Raw genomic sequence first — 19609 nt, 5'->3', positions numbered from 1 at the left:
CTGCCGACATCACTGCAACACGTGGCAACACCTGTTTTGGCTTAACTCTGGGATTGGATCAGCGAACTGAAAGTCATTCCATTATAGAGTATCGAACAGAAAATTTCTGCGGGGGCAAATATAAGGCAATTATTTTAATATTGAAAATCAGGCAGTTAATATTTTCTAAAAATATAATCCGCGGAAGCAAGCCTTTCCATTGCCATTTACCTCAAGGGTCGGGAATGGGATTTTGATGGTATTGACTGCTGAAAAAACAGTTTTCAACACATGGGATTTCGTCTTGATACGGGTTAAATCGGCATCAAGGCTGAAGTAAAATTGCCTGATGCGTTTCTTCTGTTCAAAGAAAACCGAATTGGCAGGCGGAAACTCCTCACCCGTCGTCATTCCTTCGGCTCCATAACCAAAAGCGACGTTAAGCCAATTTGGGACAGATTTGGTTTTTAAGAATGAATTCAGGTTGACCGAAAGCCAATACGTTTGCCCGTTGTAATCTTTCACGATCTGTTCGCTTATCGTACTTCCTAAAACCTCTGGACGAGCCGATGGATAAGGCGTGGTGTGAAACGAGAACTTCATAAGGATACGCTGGTCGTCCCACAATAATTCCTGTCCGGCATAAAGTAAACTTCCGGCCGCATTGGCTCCAATGTCAGACATGGAAGCACCCCATTTACTCGAATAGCCGTCAAAAATTTCGATTGCAGAGATAAAGACAAAACCTGTCGCAGTACCAAAAATAATTTTGTTGTTGCGACTCATTCCGCTCCATTCGTAAAGTTCGCCACTCATGCGGCTTAAACTATATGATGAAAAGGCATGACCGGCTTTATCCATCTGAAGCCATTCGCCACCGTCTTTTATGATATGGAAATCAGATTTCGGGTAATCGTTATACCACAAATTGCTCAAGGCCGTATATGTTGCCGTAGCTAAAACCGCCTGGGAAATAATGACACCGTTTCTTCGGGAAGTATGCAACGAATCGGCAGGCGTCAGAAATGTATTGATTCCGCTTTGCCCAACACAGGCACTGCAACACAATAGCAGGCACAACCAAACCGCCTTCATTATCTTTTGATGCCCTGACTGTTGATCCAGGCGACATATTTCTGACGATTAGCCTCGTGTTCGGCCGGCGTAATCGCGAATTCATGATAACCGAAATTGGTCACGCTCGCGCAGAAGTATATGTATTTGTGTTTTTCCGGATTCAGGACGGCATCGATAGCCGTGATATCAGGCATTGCGATCGGGCCAGGAGGCAAACCGGCGTACATGTAGGTATTGTATGGAGAATCTGTTGCGAGGTCTTTGTTAAGGACACGTTTGATGACAAGGCTGTAATCGTTTGCATTCTTCTTGACCGAATAGATTACGGTCGGGTCAGCCTCCAGCTTGATGCCCTTGTTGAGTCGGTTCAGATATACCCCTGCCACACGCGGACGCTCATCGGTCTTGACGGTTTCTTTATGGACGATAGATGCGAGTGCCGAAACCTGCAGTGGCGTCAACCCGAGTGCTTCTGCTTTTTTCGTCCGGTCTTCGTTCCAGAACTTTCGGTATTCCTTGGCCATACGATCGCGGAATTTATCGGCGTTCGTATTCCAGAAGAACTCATATTGGTTCGGGATGAACATACTCAGTACATTGTCTTCATTGAATCCGTTCTCCTTCAAAAATTCCGGATCGAGGAACGATTTCATCAGGCTTGTGCTGTCGGCTTCGATTTGTTGTCCGATCCTTCCTGCCAGATCTTCAAGCCGTTCCTGGTTGTTGAAATTGATTTTTATGGCTACCGGCTGACGCATCGCATTGATGATGTCGTTGCTGTTCATTCCTTTTTTAAGAATGAACTTTCCGGCTTTTACATTGGTGACAAACGATTTCTTCTCGGCTACCGATTGTATTTTTTCGATATCCTTGACATACGGTTTCAACAGGTCTTTTACGACTTCAAAATTGGCATTAGTCGGAACAAAAACAGCTACTTCCGGCTCATTGAAACTGGTATTCGATGCAAAAATATCACTGTATAATTTGTATCCGTAAGCGATGGCAACTGTAACGATGATGACCGAAACGATGCCTATTATTTTTTTGGCTTTCACTTAAAATTCGAGTTGATTAGTTGATACAGGGCTTCATCTTTGAACTGGCCGTTGATTCGGTTCCACTGTTTTTTGACGCCGATGATCTCGAAGCCAAATTTAGTAAAAAGCGACACACTCGGCGTATTGGCCGGATCAATATTAGCGTAAAGTTGTTGCAGCCCTAAATGGGTGAATGAATAATCGATAAGCAGTTCCAATGCCTGGCTTCCGTATCCTGAATTGCGGTCGGTTTCATTGCGGATTACGATTCCGATTCCGGCTCTCAGATGCCTCGGGTCATAATCGAACAAATCGATGAGCCCGACAGCTTTCAGGCTTCCGTTAAGGCAAACGGCCATACGCAATTGTTTGGCCTGGTAAATATCCTGATGTGCGTTTTCGAGATATTGCTTAATCAGGAAACGGCTGTAAGGCGTCTGTGTATTGCTGACTTCCCAAAGCGACGTATCGTTTTCGACGGTGTAGATGAACGACAGATCTTCGGGTTCGAGCGCCCGTAAATAAACGTCTTTTCCTATCAGCATGTAATTTCTCCTTTGAAGACGAATTCCGCGGGGCCGATCAAAAGTACGTCGGTGTATTTCCCGGCTTTCGCTGTAAAATCAACTTCGAGCTTTCCGCCCATCACGTTTATCCCGATACGGTTTCGTGATGTCTTGCCCAATACATGCATGGCAATCGCTGCCGCAGTCGCACCGGTTCCGCACGAAAGTGTTTCGTCTTCCACGCCTCTTTCATACGTACGGATCGAGAAAGTCCCATCGGTTTCCGGGTGCACGAAATTGACGTTGCTGCCGGCGGTTCCGTAAAGTTCTCCGTATCGGATTTCGGCACCTTGTTTCCTGATATCAATTTTCATCAGGTTATCAGACATCTCAATATGATGGGGCGAGCCGGTGTCGAGAAACGTATGATCGGGAAAAATATCAATCCGGCTTACATCTGCCATTCCTAAAGACACGGTTCCGTCTGATGCGATTGTAGCCGAATGTGGTCCGTCCGCAGCATCGAATGCAATCGAATCTGAAACCAATCCCAGTTTCTTTGCAAAAGCCGCAAAACACCGTCCGCCATTTCCGCACATCGAACTCGTATTGCCATCTGAATTATAATACACCATTTTCAATCCGGAAATTTTGTCATCCTGAAGCAGGATCAAACCATCTGCCCCAATGCCAAAACGGCGGTCGCAGAGCCTGGCAATGAGGCTGGTATCATTTTGGGGAAAGGTGAGCGAACGATCGTCTACCATAATAAAATCATTGCCTGTTCCCTGGTATTTTTCAAAGTGGATTTGCATGGTGCAAAATTACGAAGAATCGGTTAACGGAGTGCATTGTTAAACCTCGGTTAAAGTGAATTCAGCCGGACAATATTCAAAATACTTTTACGGTTAACTAATCATTATAGTTAAATACCGAATAATTCATCAAACAAACCGAAGCCCCGAAACATTTAATTGACAAGGCTTCATAAATCGACCAAAATTAATTTATAACATGAAAAGGTTCTCCCGTTTATTCTTAGTTGCATTACTAAGTGGCGCTACAACATTGGGCGCCTACAAATTACTTTCTAACGAAGATTTCTTCGACAATAAAAAATCCATAACTACTTCCGCTCCTGAAAATTACTCCCGAAATGTCTCCATGGGCGGAGCGGAAACCGTAGACTTCACCCAGGCTGCTGACAAAGCCGTCCATTATGTGGTCCACGTCAAAAACACTTCTTACCGTACCGTTTCCAACCCGATGATGGAATATTTCTACGGATACCGAGGCGGCCAGCAACAGGAACAGGTTGGGACAGGCTCGGGCGTTATTATTTCAGAAGACGGTTACATTGTCACCAATAATCACGTGATACAAGGTGCATCAGAACTTGAAGTGACGCTAAACAACAAGCAATCGTACAAAGCCAAACTCATAGGCACCGATTCAAAAATGGATATTGCGCTATTGAAAATCGATGCAGACGGCAAGCTTCCGTACACGACTTTCGCGAATTCAGATGACATTAAGGTAGGCGAATGGGTGCTTGCTGTCGGAAATCCGTACAACCTCACTTCTACCGTTACCGCCGGGATCGTATCGGCAAAAGCAAGGAATTTAGCCAATGACGGGATCCAGTCGTTCATCCAGACCGATGCCGCCGTCAATCCTGGAAATTCAGGTGGCGCACTCGTCAACACACATGGCGAACTCGTTGGGATCAACACGATGATTTCTTCTATGACCGGTTCTTATGTAGGCTATTCGTTTGCAGTTCCATCGAACATTGCGCGTAAAATCATTGAAGATATCATGGAATATGGAAACGTCCAACGTGCCGTGATGGGAATACGGGGTGCCGAGCTTAACAGCGCCGCTTCCAAAGAACTCAAAGTTTCACAGACCCAAGGTTTTTATGTTGGCGAAGTCACTCCAAAATCGGGTGCTGAAAAAGCCGGAATCGAAGCAGGCGACGTTATTGTGGACATAGACAAACACACCATTTCTTCTTATGCTGATTTTACTGGCGTCATCAATACCAAACGCCCGAACGACATTGTTCAGGTAACATATATTCGCGATGGAAAAACCTATTCGACTCCGGTGAAACTCATCAAAAACGATTATGCCGCAGTTGAATTCAAAGGCATGTCACTTTCCAACCTAAGTGCTGCCGAGAAGAAAAAATTCCGCACCCAATACGGCGTCAAGATTGAAGATGTAAACAACGAACGTCTGGCACAATACACCGAAGAACTCAAAGGCGGTGTAATCCTTTCGATTGGAAATGTAAAGGTTTCTGATGTGGAAAGTGTCGGAAAACTGATCGATGATATCGACGACAATCAATCGGTACAAGTCCAGCTTATTACGGCACAAGGTGAAATGGTGCGTGTGATTCTGTGACAAACAATATAACAGCAAATTAAAGAAGCTGCCTTTTCAGGCGGCTTTTTTTTATCCAATGAAGCCAACCTTCCGAACTTTAAATCTGTTGGCAAATTATTTTACGCAATCGTTTTCGCAACTCTAAGCTATTACCTACTTTTGCCGCAAAATCCAACTACAAATCCTTCATGACAACATTGACCCAGTACGAAAAAGAAGTAAATCTGCAAACGCACAGACGCCGTGCGGCCGTTGAATTCATCAGGATCATCAGTGATCTTTGGTATGACAAATCGATAGAAATAGTTTTGTTCCGCAACCAGCTCATCAACCGCAACGTGAGCGATATCATCAACCTGCACGATTATGCAGCCGAATTCGTCGGAAAACCGATTTCTATTTTCGATTCGGTCGAAATCGCCAAAGCTATGCTTGACCTCGATCTGCCACCGGCAAAACTAGACATCGGCAAACTGACGTTCGAATACCGCAAAGGCGACAATACCAAAAACAACGCGAAGGCATTTGTAATCGACAAACTCGGCAAAGCAAAAGACTTCAAGAATAACGGCCCCAAAGATGTGGTGCTTTACGGATTCGGGCGAATCGGGCGAATACTGGCACGTGAACTCATGTCGAAAACCGGAAAAGGGACACAACTGCGTCTTCGTGCCATCGTGGTGCGTGATAAAAATGACGCGGCTACTTTGGAAAAACGCGCTTCGTTGTTGCGTTATGATTCGGTTCACGGAGACTTTGAAGGATCTGTAGTCGCAGATGCCTCCAAACAGGCGCTTATCATCAATGGAACTACCGTCCATATCATCAGCGCAGCCCAACCGGAAGACATCGATTACACCAAATACGGAATCGAAAATGCTTTGGTAATCGACAACACAGGTGCATTTACGACCAAGGAACAACTCGAACGCCATCTAAAATCTGTCGGGGTCGAACGCGTGTTGCTGACCGCACCCGGAAAAGGCATCCCGAATATTGTTCACGGTGTCAATCATTCGGCTTATAAACCGGACGACAACCTCGTCGTATCGGCTGCTTCGTGCACGACTAACGCGATTACACCGGTTTTGAAGGCTGTAGAAGATACGCTCGGCATCATCAAAGGCCATCTCGAAACCATCCACGCCTACACCAACGACCAGAACCTGGTTGACAATATGCACAAGAAATACCGTCGTGGACGTGCTGCGGCTTTGAATATGGTCATTACCGAAACCGGTGCCGGAAGTGCTGTGGCCAAGGCATTGCCATCTTTGGAAGGAAAACTGACCTCGAATGCCATCCGTGTGCCTGTGCCGAACGGATCTTTGGTCGTGCTCAATCTTGAAGTCGGAAAAAAGACGACTATCGATAAGGTAAATGCGATTCTGAAAAAATATGCACTCGAAGGTGAATTGGTCGAACAGATCAAATATTCATTGAATAACGAATTGGTTTCATCTGATATCGTAGGCACATCGGCACCATCTATTTTTGACAGCAATGCGACCATCGTTTCACCTGACGGGAAAAATATTGTGTTGTATGTTTGGTATGATAATGAATTCGGATACAGCCACCAGGTAATTCGTCTGGCCAAGTATATTTCCAATGTAAGACGCTACACGTTTTATTGAGCATGTCAATCTTAACCTAAAGTCCGTCATTCCCGACGGATTTTTTTTTACCTTAAATTTTCAATATCTCGAAATCATGAATGAGAATAAATTCCTTGCACGTCAGTTCGAATCGCTTTTTGACGGCAATCCGTGGCTTGACAATACCATAATGGCAACGCTCAAAGATGTATCGGCGGATAAAGCATCGGCACAACCTAAAACCGTCCCGAATTCAATCTGGCAAATTGTCCATCATATGGCCTGTTGGCGCCAACATGTACTGACCCGGATCAAAGGCGACCAGCTTCAAAGCCCACAGGATAATTTTTTTAGTCCGGTCATTGACACATCTGCAAAAGCATGGCAAACTGCTCTCGATAATTTAGCCAAAACACAGGAAGAATGGCTGTCATTTCTGGAACATCAGTATGACGATGATAAGGCATCTGAAAAATATAAGGGCACAAGTTACAGCGTCCGGGATGTGATACACGGAATCCTGCAACACGACAGTTATCATTTGGGACAACTCGTCTGGCTTGTGAAATATAATTTGTAAGAGACCGAATCAGGATATAACCGAATCTTCAGCTTTTGCAGAAAATCTGTTTTTAATCACTGTAAATCCGCAGCCCGCCATCATAAAAATAAAAATATAATGCTCGAACCTGTAGTGTGAAATGGCTTCTATGAACAAATAAACCAGCGTATTGCCAACGAACCAAACCTGGAAAATATCCAAATCGTTGCGTTTGCACCACCACGAATAACCTATCAGGGCCAGCAAGACGTATATAGCATATTGCATCCATCCAATGGAATAGAATGCCCTTACCGGATTTTTTTTCCAGACTGTCTCGTCCTGGTTGTAGGTGTGTTCAAACTGTCCGTCAAAGAGCCCGAGGAAACGCACCATTTTGTTGGCGACAAAAACCGCAGTTCCTTTCGGATTCCCAAGTAAAACCCCTACCTCTTTTTTCTCCCAGTTGTTGAATTCCTGCTGATTGCCATCAAAACGTTTTAAATCGGTAAATGGCTCACTGTATTCGGTTAGTCCCTTGTGGAACTTGAAATACGGAATCCTGTTTTCTGTGATTGGCCCCGAAGTGTAATGCAACTGAAGGAATACAACAGAAAACAAGGCCGTGGAAATTGCATAACCTATAAGGGTAAGTGCGAGATTTTTTAGATGAAATGCCACTTTTCCATCGCGCAACATCCGATAGATTGCGATGACGATCGCTGCGACCAGGACAATGATGGCAATAGCGCGGAATACGTTGAGCACGGCGGCTAAAATTCCTCCCAACAAAGCGAACTTATACTTCTGCTTATCCAGAAAATACAATGACAAAAGCAAAAAGATGGTTCCGAATTGATGATTACTGAGCTGATTCACCGACATGATGTACGATACAAAAACAGCCGATAGTACATAAGCCGCTTTCCCTGCCGAAAGCCCAATTTTGGAACTCGTAATCACATAAACCAGATAACTGATGAGCAGCGAACAAACGCAGGAGAATACTTTTAAAACGGTAAAATGTGATCCGAATAGTTTTATGAGTACCGATTCAAGCACCGCCATTCCAATCTGCCAATGATAAACTGCCATGTAATCATATCCTTTTAAAAGATTGGCGTCGAACGTGCCATTGGCAATTTCATTCGCCGTTTGCCAGATCATCTTATAATCTGAAACAGGTTGCGTATCGAATGAAACAAGGCCAATACCATAACAAGCCAACGACAAAGTGCTCAAAAAGAATATGGTGAACCGATTCGATTTCCCTAAGAGCCAAATCCACAAATAATAAAGTCCGGCACAGAGCAGTATTCCAATCGGGAACCAGATCATGTCACGAAACGAAAATTGATCCGGATAACTTCGGCTAAAAACAGCCACACAGATCAGGAAAGACAACAGGCTGAACGCTAAAATGGATTTGATCGAAAACCGGAATGATTGTTTTATGAAATTCAGCATATCTATATTTCCTTATCGATAAAATAGCGCGGCCTGCGTTTGACCTCTTTATATATTTTACCAATGTATTCGCCAATTATCCCGATTGCCATGAGGATACTTCCGCCAATGAACCACAGCGAAACCAATAAAGATGTCCAACCTGGTATCGCGCGGCCTTCATAATAAGCCGTCAGACCGTAAATCACGACAGCTATTGCAATGAGGATAAAAATCCCTCCTGCAAAAACAATAAGCCGCAACGGACGGATCGAAAAGGAAGTGATTCCGTCAAGGGCGAAATTGAGCATCTTGACAAACGGATATTTGGATTCGCCGGCAAAACGTTCCGAACGTTCATAAAAAACCTCAGCCGATTGGAAACCAATTTGGGTCGCCATGCCGCGAAGGAATAAATTGCGCTCCGGATAAGACACGAATGCTTCAAGGGCACGCTTGCTCAACAGCCTGTAGTCGGCGTGATTGTAGACAATATCGACGCCCATTCCGGTCATGAGCTTGTAGAAAAATAAGGCGGTGTTGCGTTTGAAAAAAGTATCGCTTTTGCGAACAGACCGAACGCCGTAAACCACTTCTTTTCCCTGGTTGAACAAATCGATCATCTGGAGTATCGCATACGGATCGTCCTGCAAATCTGCATCGATGGAAACCGCAACATCACAATTTTCCGCCGCCCATTCCAATCCGGCCCATAAGGCATTCTGATGGCCAACATTTCTGGAAAGCTTCAACCCCTTTATATATGGATTGTTGGCCGATAAATTTTCAATGATCTGCCAGGTACCGTCTTTACTGCCATCATCCACGCACAAAACAGAACCTTTGCCTATTTTTCCTTCAGAAAGCAACTGATCCAGGATTCGCGATAAAAAGGCCGCAGTCTCAGTGATGACTTCCTTTTCGTTATAACACGGAACAATGATCGCTAAATGATTTGTATTCATTGGATGAATTTACGGTTGGCGCAAAAGTAGCACAAAAAAACAACTGCCCATTTTAAATTAAAGTGACTAATCAGGTTGGTTTGCAGATGATTTTGACTTATTCAGATAATACACCGGAATTCCTGCAAGCAGGATAAGTACGCCCCAGCCGCACGTATCGGTCTTGAACCACAAAAGCGCAAGTGACAAGGCCGTAGCAATCACTAAATAAAATGCCGGAAGAAACGGATAACCGAAAGCTCTGTACGGTCGTTCGGCATCCGGCATGGTTCGCCTGAGCTTGAAAATACCGTATATAGTGAGAATGTAAAATATCAATACGATGATGACGACAAAATCGAGTAACGCACCATATTTTCCCGTCAGGCACAGCAAAGATGCCCAAATGCATTGTGCCCAAAGTGCCCAGGCCGGAACACTGTGCTGGTTCAAATGGCCTGCTTTGGCAAAGAATAAACCGTCTTTGGCCATCGTAAAATAAACGCGTGCACCGGCCATGATAAGACCGTTGTTACAGGCAAACGTCGAAATCATGATCATAACGGCGATGATGTACGTTCCCATTCCGCCAAAAATATACTGTGAAGCTACGACGGCAACCCGATCTGATTTTGCTGTTGCGATTTCCTGGATCGGAATAACCGCGAGATACATGACATTCGCAAGCACATAAAGCAAGGAAACGATAAGCGTCCCGAGAAACAAGCTTAGCCCCACGTTACGTTGTGGATTCTTGATTTCACCCGCAATGAAAGTCACCCCGTTCCACGCATCGCTTGAAAATACCGAACCGACCATCGCTGCGGAAATAGCCCCGATTATGGCCGCTCCACCAATCGGAAGCCACTCGCCTGTTTCCACATTACAGGATTTGAAATCCCATCCGGCGGCAAAATTCGCATGCCAGGTTTCAGATTTTGCCGCGAGTATCAATCCGAAAATGATCAATCCGAATAATGACGCAATCTTGATTATCGTAAGTACCGTCTGAAGGATTTTACTGTTTTTGACACCGCGGCTGTTGATGTACGTGAGGAAAATTATGGTGATGATAGAAACGATCTGGGCCGCGTTGAGCTTGAAGAATCCGGCATCGTACAAAATATTTTCATCGCTTAACGGCTCGTACAAGTACGCTGCGAATTTTGAAAAAGCCACACCAACTGCGGCTATCGTTCCGGTTTGGATTACGCCGAAAAAACTCCATCCGTATAAAAAGGCTAACAGTTTTCCATAAGCTTCTTTAAGATAGACGTATTGTCCGCCGGCTTTCGGGAACATGGCGCTGAGTTCTCCGTAACTGACTGCCGCGATCACAGTTATCAAGCCGGTCAAACCCCAAAGCACGAGTAGCCAGAAAGAAGATCCAACCTGGCGCACCATATCGGAACTGACAATAAAAATTCCGGAACCTATCATGGAACCTACGACAAGCATGGAGCCGTCGAGCAGGCCGAGTTCACGTTTAAAATGTTCGTTTTCGGGAGTTTGCATATTTGTTTGGTTTGGTTGCATCCGATACTGAAATTGGCATCGGGCATGGCTAAGATAGCAAAATTAGACTGCGAAAATCTAAAAGCCTGAATTGAGGAAATTGACAATTCCATCCACATCCAAAACCAAATCCGGCGTCATGTTTTCCAAGGCATTGGCAGGCATAAAAGGAATATCTGCCGATTCCGGATCCTGTATAATCACAAACCCGTCATTTTCTTTTACCGAAATAAGCCCGGCCGTTCCATCTGAATTCGCACCTGTGAGTAAAATAGCCGTAAGCCGGTTTTTGTAGATTGCCGCAGCAGATTCAAAAGACACATCTATGCTAGGACGGCTGTAATTTATTTTTTCAGAAACGTCGAGCGACAGTTCACCCGTAGGTTCAAAAAGCAAGTGATAATCAGACGGGGCTATAAAAATTGCACCCGTTTCAAGCATGGTTTTGTCTTCGACCGGAATAACCTTCATAGCTGATTTTATCGAAACGACATCTTCAAGCGTAGTGTCATCTGACGATTTCCGATGCAACACCAATACTATGGAAAAATCAGGATCGGACGGCAAAAACGGCACGATACGCATAATCACGTCCACGCTTCCGGCAGAACCTCCGATTACGACCAGTTTCAACGCAGCTTTTTCCATATCTTTTCTCTTTCAACCTGTTGGTATCGGTGGCTCAATACTGAAAATTTTATGTTTTCCTTGCTTCCGAGAGCCAGAAACCCAAGATTGGGAAGGCTGTCGTCAAACAAAGTCAGCGCGCGGTTCTGCAAATCCTTGTCAAAGTAGATAAGTACGTTGCGGCAAAGTATGAGGTCGAATTCATTGAACGATCTGTCCGAAACCAGATTGTGTTGTGAAAAAACCATCCGGGCAATCAATCTGTCCTCGAATTTTGCCAGGCCGTAATTGGCCATGTAGTATTTCGAAAAATCTTCTTTTCCGCCGGAAGATGCATAATTCTCGGCATATTGCTTCATTTGCCGGAGTGGAAATATTCCTTTTTTGGCCGTCTGCAACACATCGGGACTGATATCTGTGGCATACAAAAGCGTCTTTTCGAGCAGTTTATGTTCATCAAGCAAAATGGCCATCGAGAACACTTCTTCTCCCGTCGAACAGCCTGCATGCCAAATCCGGATAAATGGTTTTGTGCCTATTATTGGAAGAATTTTTTCGCGAAGTTGTTTATAGAATTGCGGATCGCGGAACATTTCGGTTACATTCACGGTCAAATCACCCACGACGCGTTCAAAATAGTCGGGTTCATGGCGGATGCGCGACAACAGATCTTCGACATGTGAATAATTCCCGAGTTCAAGCAAACGGTTCACGCGACGGTTCAACGACGCACGTGAATACCCGCTGAAATCATAGCCATAATATTCAAAAATGGTCGAAATAATCGCCTCGATTTCGCTGTCGGTCGCTGTCATCCCACTTTATTTTCGGCAAAGACAGCCATCAGTTTATCTATGTCAACCGGCTTTGACACATAACCGTCGGCTCCCGCGCCGATACTTTTTTCACGATCACCCACCATAGCCTGTGCGGTAACTGCAATAATGGGAGTCGCTTTGTGTGTTGGTATTTCCCTGATAAGTGGAATGGCTTCATATCCGTCCATTCCGGGCATCATCATATCCATGAGGACAATGTCGATTTTTTGATCCGAATTACAGATGTCAATCGCCTCTTTCGCTCCATTGCACGCAATTACTTTAAAACCGCGCGATTTCAAAACGGCAGACAACGCGAAAATATTCCGCGGATCGTCATCGACCAAAAGTACATTTGCCGCCATATCTTATTTCTTGTCGTAAAGCCACACGCGAAGCAACGAGAGCAACTGGTCTGCATCGACAGGCTTGGTTATATAATCCGAAGCGCCGGCATTGATGCATTTTTCGCGATCACCTGTCATGGCCTTTGCTGTAACTGCAATCACCGGAAGTTCTTTGAGTTTTGGGTTTTCACGGATTCTGGTTGCCGTTTCATATCCGTCGAGGTTCGGCATCATCATATCGAGAAGCACGACGTCTATGGATTTATTCTTTTCGATGATATCGAGCGCTTCTTTCCCGTCGATGGCCGAAATGATTTTCATCTTATGTGCCTCTAGTGCCTTGGTAAGTGAATAGATATTTCTGACATCGTCATCCACGACCAAAACGGTTTTGCCTTCAAGCACATTCTGGAGCGCGTTGCGTTTGCGTTGGCCGTCTTTCTTGGTCCGCGGGTTTCCGCCTTCTTCAACCAAATGCAGGAAAAGCGATATTTCGTCGAGCATGCGCTGGTACGAATGGGCCGTTTTCACAATGATGGAATCTGCATATTGCTTGATGCGGACTTCTTCCTGGAGCGACAAACTTTTCCCGGTAAACACAATCACCGGTAAATCTTCGAGCCCCGGATTTTGTTTGATGCTTTCAAGTACTTCGTAGGCTTTCCGGTCCGGAATTCCCATGTCGAGGATCACACAATCCACATCCGTTTCTTTGAGAGCGGTGACGCCTTCGCTGATTTCGCGTTTGATTTCGGAATTGATCTGATGCGATTCAAGGAAATATGCGAGTGCCTGTGCATGTTTCGGATTGTCCTCAAGGATTAGGACTTTTTGCGATTCGCGGTTGACGATTTGTTCGATGCGTTTGAAAATTTCGGGCATCTGTTCAAAAGCGACAGGTTTGTCGAGGAAATTGACGGCACCTTTCATCAGGCTTTCCTTTCGCAATTTGTGAGATGACATGATGTGAACCGGAATATGACGGGTCAACGCATTTTCCTTGAGTTCTTCCATGACCTGCCAGCCACTTTTCATCGGGAGTTGCACATCGAGCAGAATTCCCGACGGATGATACTGCAACGCCAGGTTCAGCGCATGGTCGCCACGGACACTCACGACACCTTTGTATCCGCGTTTTCGGGTGAATTCGAGAAGTGTCTTGGCAAAATTGACATCATCCTCAACAATAAGTATGGTTTTGTCTTTGTCTGAAATTCCATCACGGTCGTCGGGTACATCATCCGGAATCACGTCGCTTACATAATAATGACGCTGCTCATCGGTAAGCGCCTGAGGTAGATTTTCGGCCGATGATGGCTTGAGGTTTTCCACAACTGCCGAAGCAATATCCGAAACCTGTCCCGCATACACCGGAATCGTAAGCGTGAATGTACTTCCTTTGCCCGGCTCACTTTCGAGTTTGATATCACCTTTAAGCAGTTTGGCCAGTTCGCGGCTTATCGAAAGACCTAGGCCGGTTCCGCCATATTTGCGCTTTGTGGAACCGTCTGCTTGCTGGAACGCTTCAAAAACCATAGGCTGTTTTTCGCGTGGGATTCCTATTCCCGTATCGGTGACACTGAACTGTATGTTGCGTGAATTCGCCGGATCTGGCCGCACTTCAAGTGTTACGGAACCTTGGGACGTAAATTTAAGGGCGTTTGAAATGAGGTTCTTCAGGATCTGCTCCAGACGCATTCTGTCGGTTTTGATCACAACCGGAGCCGTCGGTTTTGCATCGACTTTGAACACCAGGTTTTTCTCTTTGGCTACCTGATCGAAAAGGTTGTGCATCCCGATCCCGATTTCCGCGACGGATGTTTCCATGAATTCGAGGTCCATTTTTCCGGCCTCGATTTTAGACAGGTCGAGGATTTCATCGATGAGGCCAAGCAAACCGTTCCCTGAACTCTGGATGACTTTCGCGAATTCGATCTGTTCCTCGTTCATGTTCTCATCTGTATTCTCAGACAGCAACCGGCTCAGCAACAAGATAGAATTCAAAGGCGTCCGGAGTTCGTGGGACATATTGGCCAGGAATTCAGATTTGTATCGCGTGCTTCGTTCCAGATCTTCCGATTTCTGTAAGATTTCTGTATTGCGTTCTTCAAGCAACACGCTTCTCTCTGATAACTCTTCATTGGCCTGTTGCAGTTCTTCCTGTTGTACGCGGAGCTCTTCGTCCGAAGCCTGAAGCTTTTCGGCCTGGGCTTCGAGTTCTACGTTTATACTTTCGAGTTCGGTGTGCTGTGCACGCAGTTCTTCAGATTGTGCCTGTGTTTCTTCAAGAAGTTCCTGCACGCGTGCGCGGTTTTGGGCAGCACGGATGCCAATGCCAATAGTATTTCCTACGGAAGACAGGAATTCAAGTTCCAACGCATCGAAATAATCGGCACGCGCAAATTCGATGACCCCTGTAGCATCTGAATCCAGTAACGGCAAAGCCACGATATGGGTCGGTTGTATTTCGCCAAGCGCATATGAAATCCTGATCGAGCCCTCACTGATACCGTTTATTTCCAATAATTTCCCGGCATCGATTGCCTGGCCTGAAAGCCCTTGCCCGCGTTTGATGAATTGTCGTTCCGGCGCGGGTTGGTAATTGTAACCCGCCATGAGCCTGAAATCGTCTCCTTCATTAATATAGATCACTGCCGCATCTGAATTGGTGAAATCCACCATATACATAATGATGTCGCGGCATAATTGCTCGAGGTCCTTATCGCCCAACATGGCTTCGCTAAGCCCGGCGCGTCCTGTCTGCAGCCATTCTTTATCTGATAAGGCCGTGAACGACCGGTCGAGTTCCGAAGCCATATTGTTTAGTGAATCACCTACGGCACCAAGGTCGTCAGTCGACTTATCATCTGTCCTGACTTTGTAATTCCCTTGTGAAATTTGTTGGGCGATTCCACTGATGGCAGTAATACGGCTCGCAATTTCTTTGTCTTTTTCCTCTAATTTGAGATTGAGTTTCAGTCGTTCCCCATAATCGGCTATGACCCTTAAAAAGAAAACCACACTGATCAATATGGCGAGTATGGCGGCAATGATGATAAGCCAGATGCTGTAATTCGCGTTCTTTTCAGAAGCCTGCATCCGGAAGAGCAATAGCCGTTTTTCCTCATCCTCCATCTTTTTAAGGATAACACGTGTCTGGTCTATGATTTTTTTTCCCGTACCTATGTCGCCCACGTGGAAACCGTTTTTCTGACGGTCTTCTACCCGCACTCTCAGATACCTGAAAAACTCATTGCGCAACGGAAGGATTTCACGTAACGCGTCCTGTTGCTTCGGGTTGTCTTCGGTAAGTTTCTGGAGCCTTTCGAAATGGGCATTGGTCCGGCTTTCGGCATAGGAATAGTCATCGAGGAATTTATCGTCTCCGGTAATGATGTAACCGCGCATCCCGTTTTGGGCATTGGTCATTACCGCCGAAGCTTCATTAAGGTTGGCCAACACTTCCTGCGTATGGTTCACCATGGCGCTGCTTTCCAATAGCTTTTTGATGCTTAGGTAAGAAGCGATGGAACTGACGAGCAGTATGAGTACTGAAATCCCGAATCCTATAAACAGGTTCCTTCTAAAGTTGTTCTTCATGGTCATTGATTAAGCGGCAGTACGACTATAAATGTCGCACCTTGGTTCGGCTGGCTTTTGGCCCCGATGGTTCCATTATGGCGTTCTATTATTTTTTTGGCGATGGCAAGCCCGATTCCCGTTCCTTCATAACTGTGGCGGTCGTGCAGGCTTTGGAAGATGACGAAGATCTTGTCCAGATAGGCTTCGTCGAAACCTATCCCGTTGTCGCTGACGGTTATCCTGCAGAATTTCCCGTTAGCATCCGGTTTTGCATCGATGTTTTTTTCTGAAACGATTTCCGAATCGATCTTTATTTCGGGAGATTCGTCCGGCTTTGAAAACTTAAGCGCATTGCCCACAAGATTCTGAAACAATTGACGCAACTGGCTTGGGATTCCCGGAAGCTCCGGAATGCTTGTCCTGGAAATATAGGCTCGTTTACGGTCGATGATGTGTTCGTAATCGAGAATGACTTCATCGATTATGCTGTTGATGTCGGTCTGTTGTAAGTCTGCATTGCGCGACAACCTTGAATATTCCAAAAGATCGTCAATCTGCCGTGTCATGCGACTTGCGGAATTTACCGTCCGTTCTATATAATCGGCTGCTTTGGGATCGGCTGAAACATAGCGGTCGCGGATAATCTTGATAAAAGTCTCGATCTTACGCAACGGTTCTTTCAAATCATGCGAAACCACCCATGAAAATTGCTGGAGTTCGTGGTTGCGCAGTTCAAGCTCGTCGTTCTTTTTACGGAGTTCGCTCGTTCTCTCCTGAACCTTGGCTTCAAGGCTTTCATTGGCCATTTTTTGCTCCAGCTGGGCCTGTTTCCTGATTTCGACTTCGTGAGTCAGCAAATCGCGGATTTCCTTGAGTTCTTTTTTCTGCTGATAAATCTTGAGGAATGCTTTTACCTTGAGGATAAGCAGGTCGACGTCTACCGGTTTGGTGATGTAGTCTACGGCACCGGCTTCGTAACCTTTGAAAATGTATTTTTTTTCTTTGTTGATGGCAGACAGGAAAATCACCGGAATTTCGCGTGACCGACTGCTCTGGGCCATGGTTTCGACCACTTCAAAACCATCCATTCCGGGCATTTGCACATCCATGATGATGAGTGCATAATCATTTTTGAGAATTTTGATCAAAGCCTCTTCCCCAGATGTGGCATCGTCTGATTCCAACCCGTGAAGATCAAGTATTTTTTTTAGTGGCAGGATGTTCTCGCGCTTATCGTCGACAATAAGTATCATTCGGAAAAGCGCAAAGCCAGTGTAGAATTAAAAATCATTTTAAAACAAATGTTCGAACATAAATGTAACACAAATTTTTAGAATGTCTGCGAGAAAAGAGTAATCTGTGCAAATCCTTTACACCTATTATTACAAAAAAGTGGACATTAATAACTTATCAACACTACAACGTTATAGTTTAGAATAATTAAAATTACATCGTTTTAGTATTGTGGTTACTTCATAACTTTAGAAGAGTTTTGAAGCATTTCACAATTGTTTCAAGACCAAAATTTCCAAAATTCCCTATAGAAATACCACAGTCTGTGTTGCGAAAAAATCGCGACCCTGACAAACTCGTACCGAGCGGAAGCCGAAAAGCTAACAGAGTAGGCACATTATATAATTTATTTTACCGATGAAAAAAGATTTTCTAAGCAAAGTAAAAGGAGCGATTCTTACTAAAGAAGAAGCCAAGACCATTTCCGGAGGTTACTACGGATCTTTCATGGGAGACTGTTCCTTTATTGTTTGTGGAGCTGCAACCAACAAAGGAGCCACGATTTCAAAACCGGGCTGTCCTACAACAAACGGATCGTGGAGGCTGTACATCTACAAACCGAATCCGGAATTGTACTGCTGGGGATAATAATGTAAAGAGGTTTGAAAAAACCTCTTTTTTACTCTTTTTTCACACCAAATGATCATACAAAGTTTCTGGTCCAAGCCGTTCCTGAACGACTCCAAAGACCCTAACAGCCGCTTTAAGGGCGGTTGGCTCAGCGAAAAATATTTTTATTACAGCATGACCCTGAGTTGCCTGAAGTTCAAGCAATATTACGGGCATGTGAAATTATATACAGATAAAGCGGGCGAAGAAATCCTTTCCGGAAAACTCGGAATACCCTATTCGGAATACGATAACCGATTGAACCTGCTCGACGAATACCCCGAAAAACTCTGGGCATTCCCAAAGCTGTATTGTTATCAATTGCAGACCGAACCTTTCATCCATGCCGATACCGATGTATTCATCTGGGAAAAATTTCCGGAAACATTGACCGGATCAGCATTGTTCTGCCAAAACATAGAAGAAAATTTCCCCATATACGGCGATGCCCTGAATGAGATACTTGCCATTTTCAATTGGGTTCCTACCGAATTGATCAATACCTTATATAAATACAAAGGTGTCAAGGCCTTCAATGCCGGTATCATCGGCGGTACGAACCTGGATTATTTCAAGGAATTGTACGCCAGATCTGAAAAATTCATACAGCGCAACCTGGATAAATTTGAAGACATTGATGTTGGTATATTCAATATGATATACGAGCAGCAATTGGGATATGCGATTGCCGAAAAGCGCAACATCACACCCGAATGCCTGTTCGATGACGTCGATGCCAATTTCACACGATTGACCAATTTTCACCTTGCGCCTTTTCTCTACAGATATGTCCACGCGATTGGCATGGCAAAAAAATCACAGCATGCATGCGAACAGATCGAAGCATTGCTCATGTATGAATTTCCGGAAGAATATCAAAAAGTACGCGCCAACGGAGAAAAACATCTATTGTGGAAGCCCGGTTACGAGATTTCTGAAAGACGAAAAGAATTTCTGTTTTCGATGTTCCGGTTCGTCCGCGAGAAATCTGATTCCGACATCTGCAAACTCCGTTTCCATATCAATCCGACTGTAAAAATCACAGAAGGCGAACCCATACAGGTCACATTCACATCGCCTCAGAAAAGTATCGAAGAAACCATCGAGCTCAACGACTGGGACAATATGCTCCTCTACTTCGAAGAGTCGATGTCCATTGATGAACTGAGCCGCGAACTCATGCTTGACGACGACATATCGAGTAAGTATACCCCTCGCCAATTACAGGAAAAACTCATGTCATTCGTATTCGACAAATGCCTGCTCCACGAACTTCTAATCCCTGAATTTTAA

Annotated in this window: 17 protein-coding genes; 5 read left to right on the top strand and 12 right to left on the bottom strand. The window is 45.0% G+C overall.

Annotated elements, in window-relative coordinates:
- Positions 1 to 165 precede the first annotated feature (165 nt).
- The 4 genes from G6047_RS08290 to dapF are packed head-to-tail and all read right to left on the bottom strand — an operon-like array spanning position 166 to position 3417.
- A complete protein-coding gene (locus G6047_RS08290; protein WP_169527143.1) occupies positions 166 to 1074 on the bottom strand; it encodes a DUF2279 domain-containing protein in 909 nt (302 codons plus the stop codon).
- Positions 1074 to 2114 (bottom strand): endolytic transglycosylase MltG, encoded by a 1041-nt coding sequence (gene mltG / locus G6047_RS08285; RefSeq protein WP_169527142.1) that lies wholly within the window; start codon positions 2112 to 2114, stop codon positions 1074 to 1076. The genes G6047_RS08290 and mltG overlap by 1 nt, the downstream gene beginning before the upstream one ends.
- The gene (locus tag G6047_RS08280; RefSeq protein WP_169527141.1) at positions 2111 to 2641 is read right to left on the bottom strand and encodes a GNAT family N-acetyltransferase; all 531 of its coding nucleotides are present in this window, start codon (positions 2639 to 2641) and stop codon (positions 2111 to 2113) included. Before G6047_RS08280 ends, mltG begins: the two co-directional genes overlap by 4 nt.
- Positions 2635 to 3417 (bottom strand): diaminopimelate epimerase, encoded by a 783-nt coding sequence (gene dapF / locus G6047_RS08275; protein WP_169527140.1) that lies wholly within the window; start codon positions 3415 to 3417, stop codon positions 2635 to 2637. The genes G6047_RS08280 and dapF overlap by 7 nt, the downstream gene beginning before the upstream one ends.
- A 199-nt stretch (positions 3418 to 3616) precedes the next feature.
- Between dapF and G6047_RS08270 the strand changes: the two genes are divergently transcribed.
- The 3 genes from G6047_RS08270 (at position 3617) to G6047_RS08260 (ending at position 7174) form a co-directional block, all read left to right on the top strand.
- Complete coding sequence (locus G6047_RS08270; RefSeq protein ID WP_169527139.1) at positions 3617 to 5014, top strand: trypsin-like peptidase domain-containing protein; 1398 nt, start codon at positions 3617 to 3619, stop codon at positions 5012 to 5014.
- Positions 5015 to 5184: 170 nt separating this feature from the next.
- Positions 5185 to 6633 carry a glyceraldehyde-3-phosphate dehydrogenase gene (locus G6047_RS08265; RefSeq protein ID WP_169527138.1) on the top strand — a complete coding sequence of 483 codons (1449 nt, stop codon included), beginning with the start codon at positions 5185 to 5187 and terminating at the stop codon, positions 6631 to 6633.
- Between the two features lie 76 nt (positions 6634 to 6709).
- Complete coding sequence (locus G6047_RS08260; RefSeq protein WP_169527137.1) at positions 6710 to 7174, top strand: DinB family protein; 465 nt, start codon at positions 6710 to 6712, stop codon at positions 7172 to 7174.
- A gap of 9 nt (positions 7175 to 7183) precedes the next feature.
- On the opposite strand, the gene G6047_RS08255 is transcribed toward G6047_RS08260, so the two are convergent.
- From G6047_RS08255 to G6047_RS08220, 8 genes are all read right to left on the bottom strand, one after another.
- The gene (locus G6047_RS08255; RefSeq protein ID WP_169527136.1) at positions 7184 to 8602 is read right to left on the bottom strand and encodes a glycosyltransferase family protein; all 1419 of its coding nucleotides are present in this window, start codon (positions 8600 to 8602) and stop codon (positions 7184 to 7186) included.
- 2 nt (positions 8603 to 8604) lie between these two features.
- Positions 8605 to 9546 (bottom strand): glycosyltransferase family 2 protein, encoded by a 942-nt coding sequence (locus tag G6047_RS08250; RefSeq protein WP_169527135.1) that lies wholly within the window; start codon positions 9544 to 9546, stop codon positions 8605 to 8607.
- Between the two features lie 66 nt (positions 9547 to 9612).
- Positions 9613 to 11040: an APC family permease gene (locus G6047_RS08245; protein ID WP_169527134.1), complete on the bottom strand. Its 1428-nt coding sequence runs from the start codon at positions 11038 to 11040 to the stop codon at positions 9613 to 9615.
- A 78-nt stretch (positions 11041 to 11118) separates the two neighbouring features.
- Positions 11119 to 11688, bottom strand: a complete 570-nt coding sequence (locus G6047_RS08240) for a chemotaxis protein CheB (protein ID WP_169527133.1) — start codon at positions 11686 to 11688, stop codon at positions 11119 to 11121.
- Complete coding sequence (locus tag G6047_RS08235; RefSeq protein WP_169527132.1) at positions 11670 to 12482, bottom strand: CheR family methyltransferase; 813 nt, start codon at positions 12480 to 12482, stop codon at positions 11670 to 11672. The genes G6047_RS08240 and G6047_RS08235 overlap by 19 nt, the downstream gene beginning before the upstream one ends.
- Positions 12479 to 12850 (bottom strand): response regulator, encoded by a 372-nt coding sequence (locus G6047_RS08230; protein WP_169527131.1) that lies wholly within the window; start codon positions 12848 to 12850, stop codon positions 12479 to 12481. The genes G6047_RS08235 and G6047_RS08230 overlap by 4 nt, the downstream gene beginning before the upstream one ends.
- Positions 12851 to 12853: 3 nt before the next feature.
- On the bottom strand, positions 12854 to 16432 hold the full coding sequence (locus tag G6047_RS08225) for a response regulator (RefSeq protein ID WP_169527130.1): 3579 nt from the start codon (positions 16430 to 16432) through the stop codon (positions 12854 to 12856).
- A 2-nt stretch (positions 16433 to 16434) separates the two neighbouring features.
- Positions 16435 to 17667: a sensor histidine kinase gene (locus G6047_RS08220; RefSeq protein WP_169527129.1), complete on the bottom strand. Its 1233-nt coding sequence runs from the start codon at positions 17665 to 17667 to the stop codon at positions 16435 to 16437.
- A gap of 397 nt (positions 17668 to 18064) precedes the next feature.
- Here G6047_RS08220 and G6047_RS08215 point away from each other — a divergent pair, with 397 nt between their 5' ends.
- Positions 18065 to 18295, top strand: coding sequence for a hypothetical protein (locus G6047_RS08215; RefSeq protein WP_169527128.1), 231 nt, complete (start codon positions 18065 to 18067; stop codon positions 18293 to 18295).
- Between the two features lie 51 nt (positions 18296 to 18346).
- Positions 18347 to 19609 (top strand): DUF6734 family protein, encoded by a 1263-nt coding sequence (locus G6047_RS08210; RefSeq protein ID WP_169527127.1) that lies wholly within the window; start codon positions 18347 to 18349, stop codon positions 19607 to 19609.

The organism is Flavobacterium silvaticum (assembly GCF_012911565.1).
GTDB lineage: Bacteria > Bacteroidota > Bacteroidia > Flavobacteriales > Flavobacteriaceae > Flavobacterium > Flavobacterium silvaticum.
Note: the sequence above shows the minus strand (reverse complement) of the source record. Positions and strands in the feature narration are given on the sequence as shown.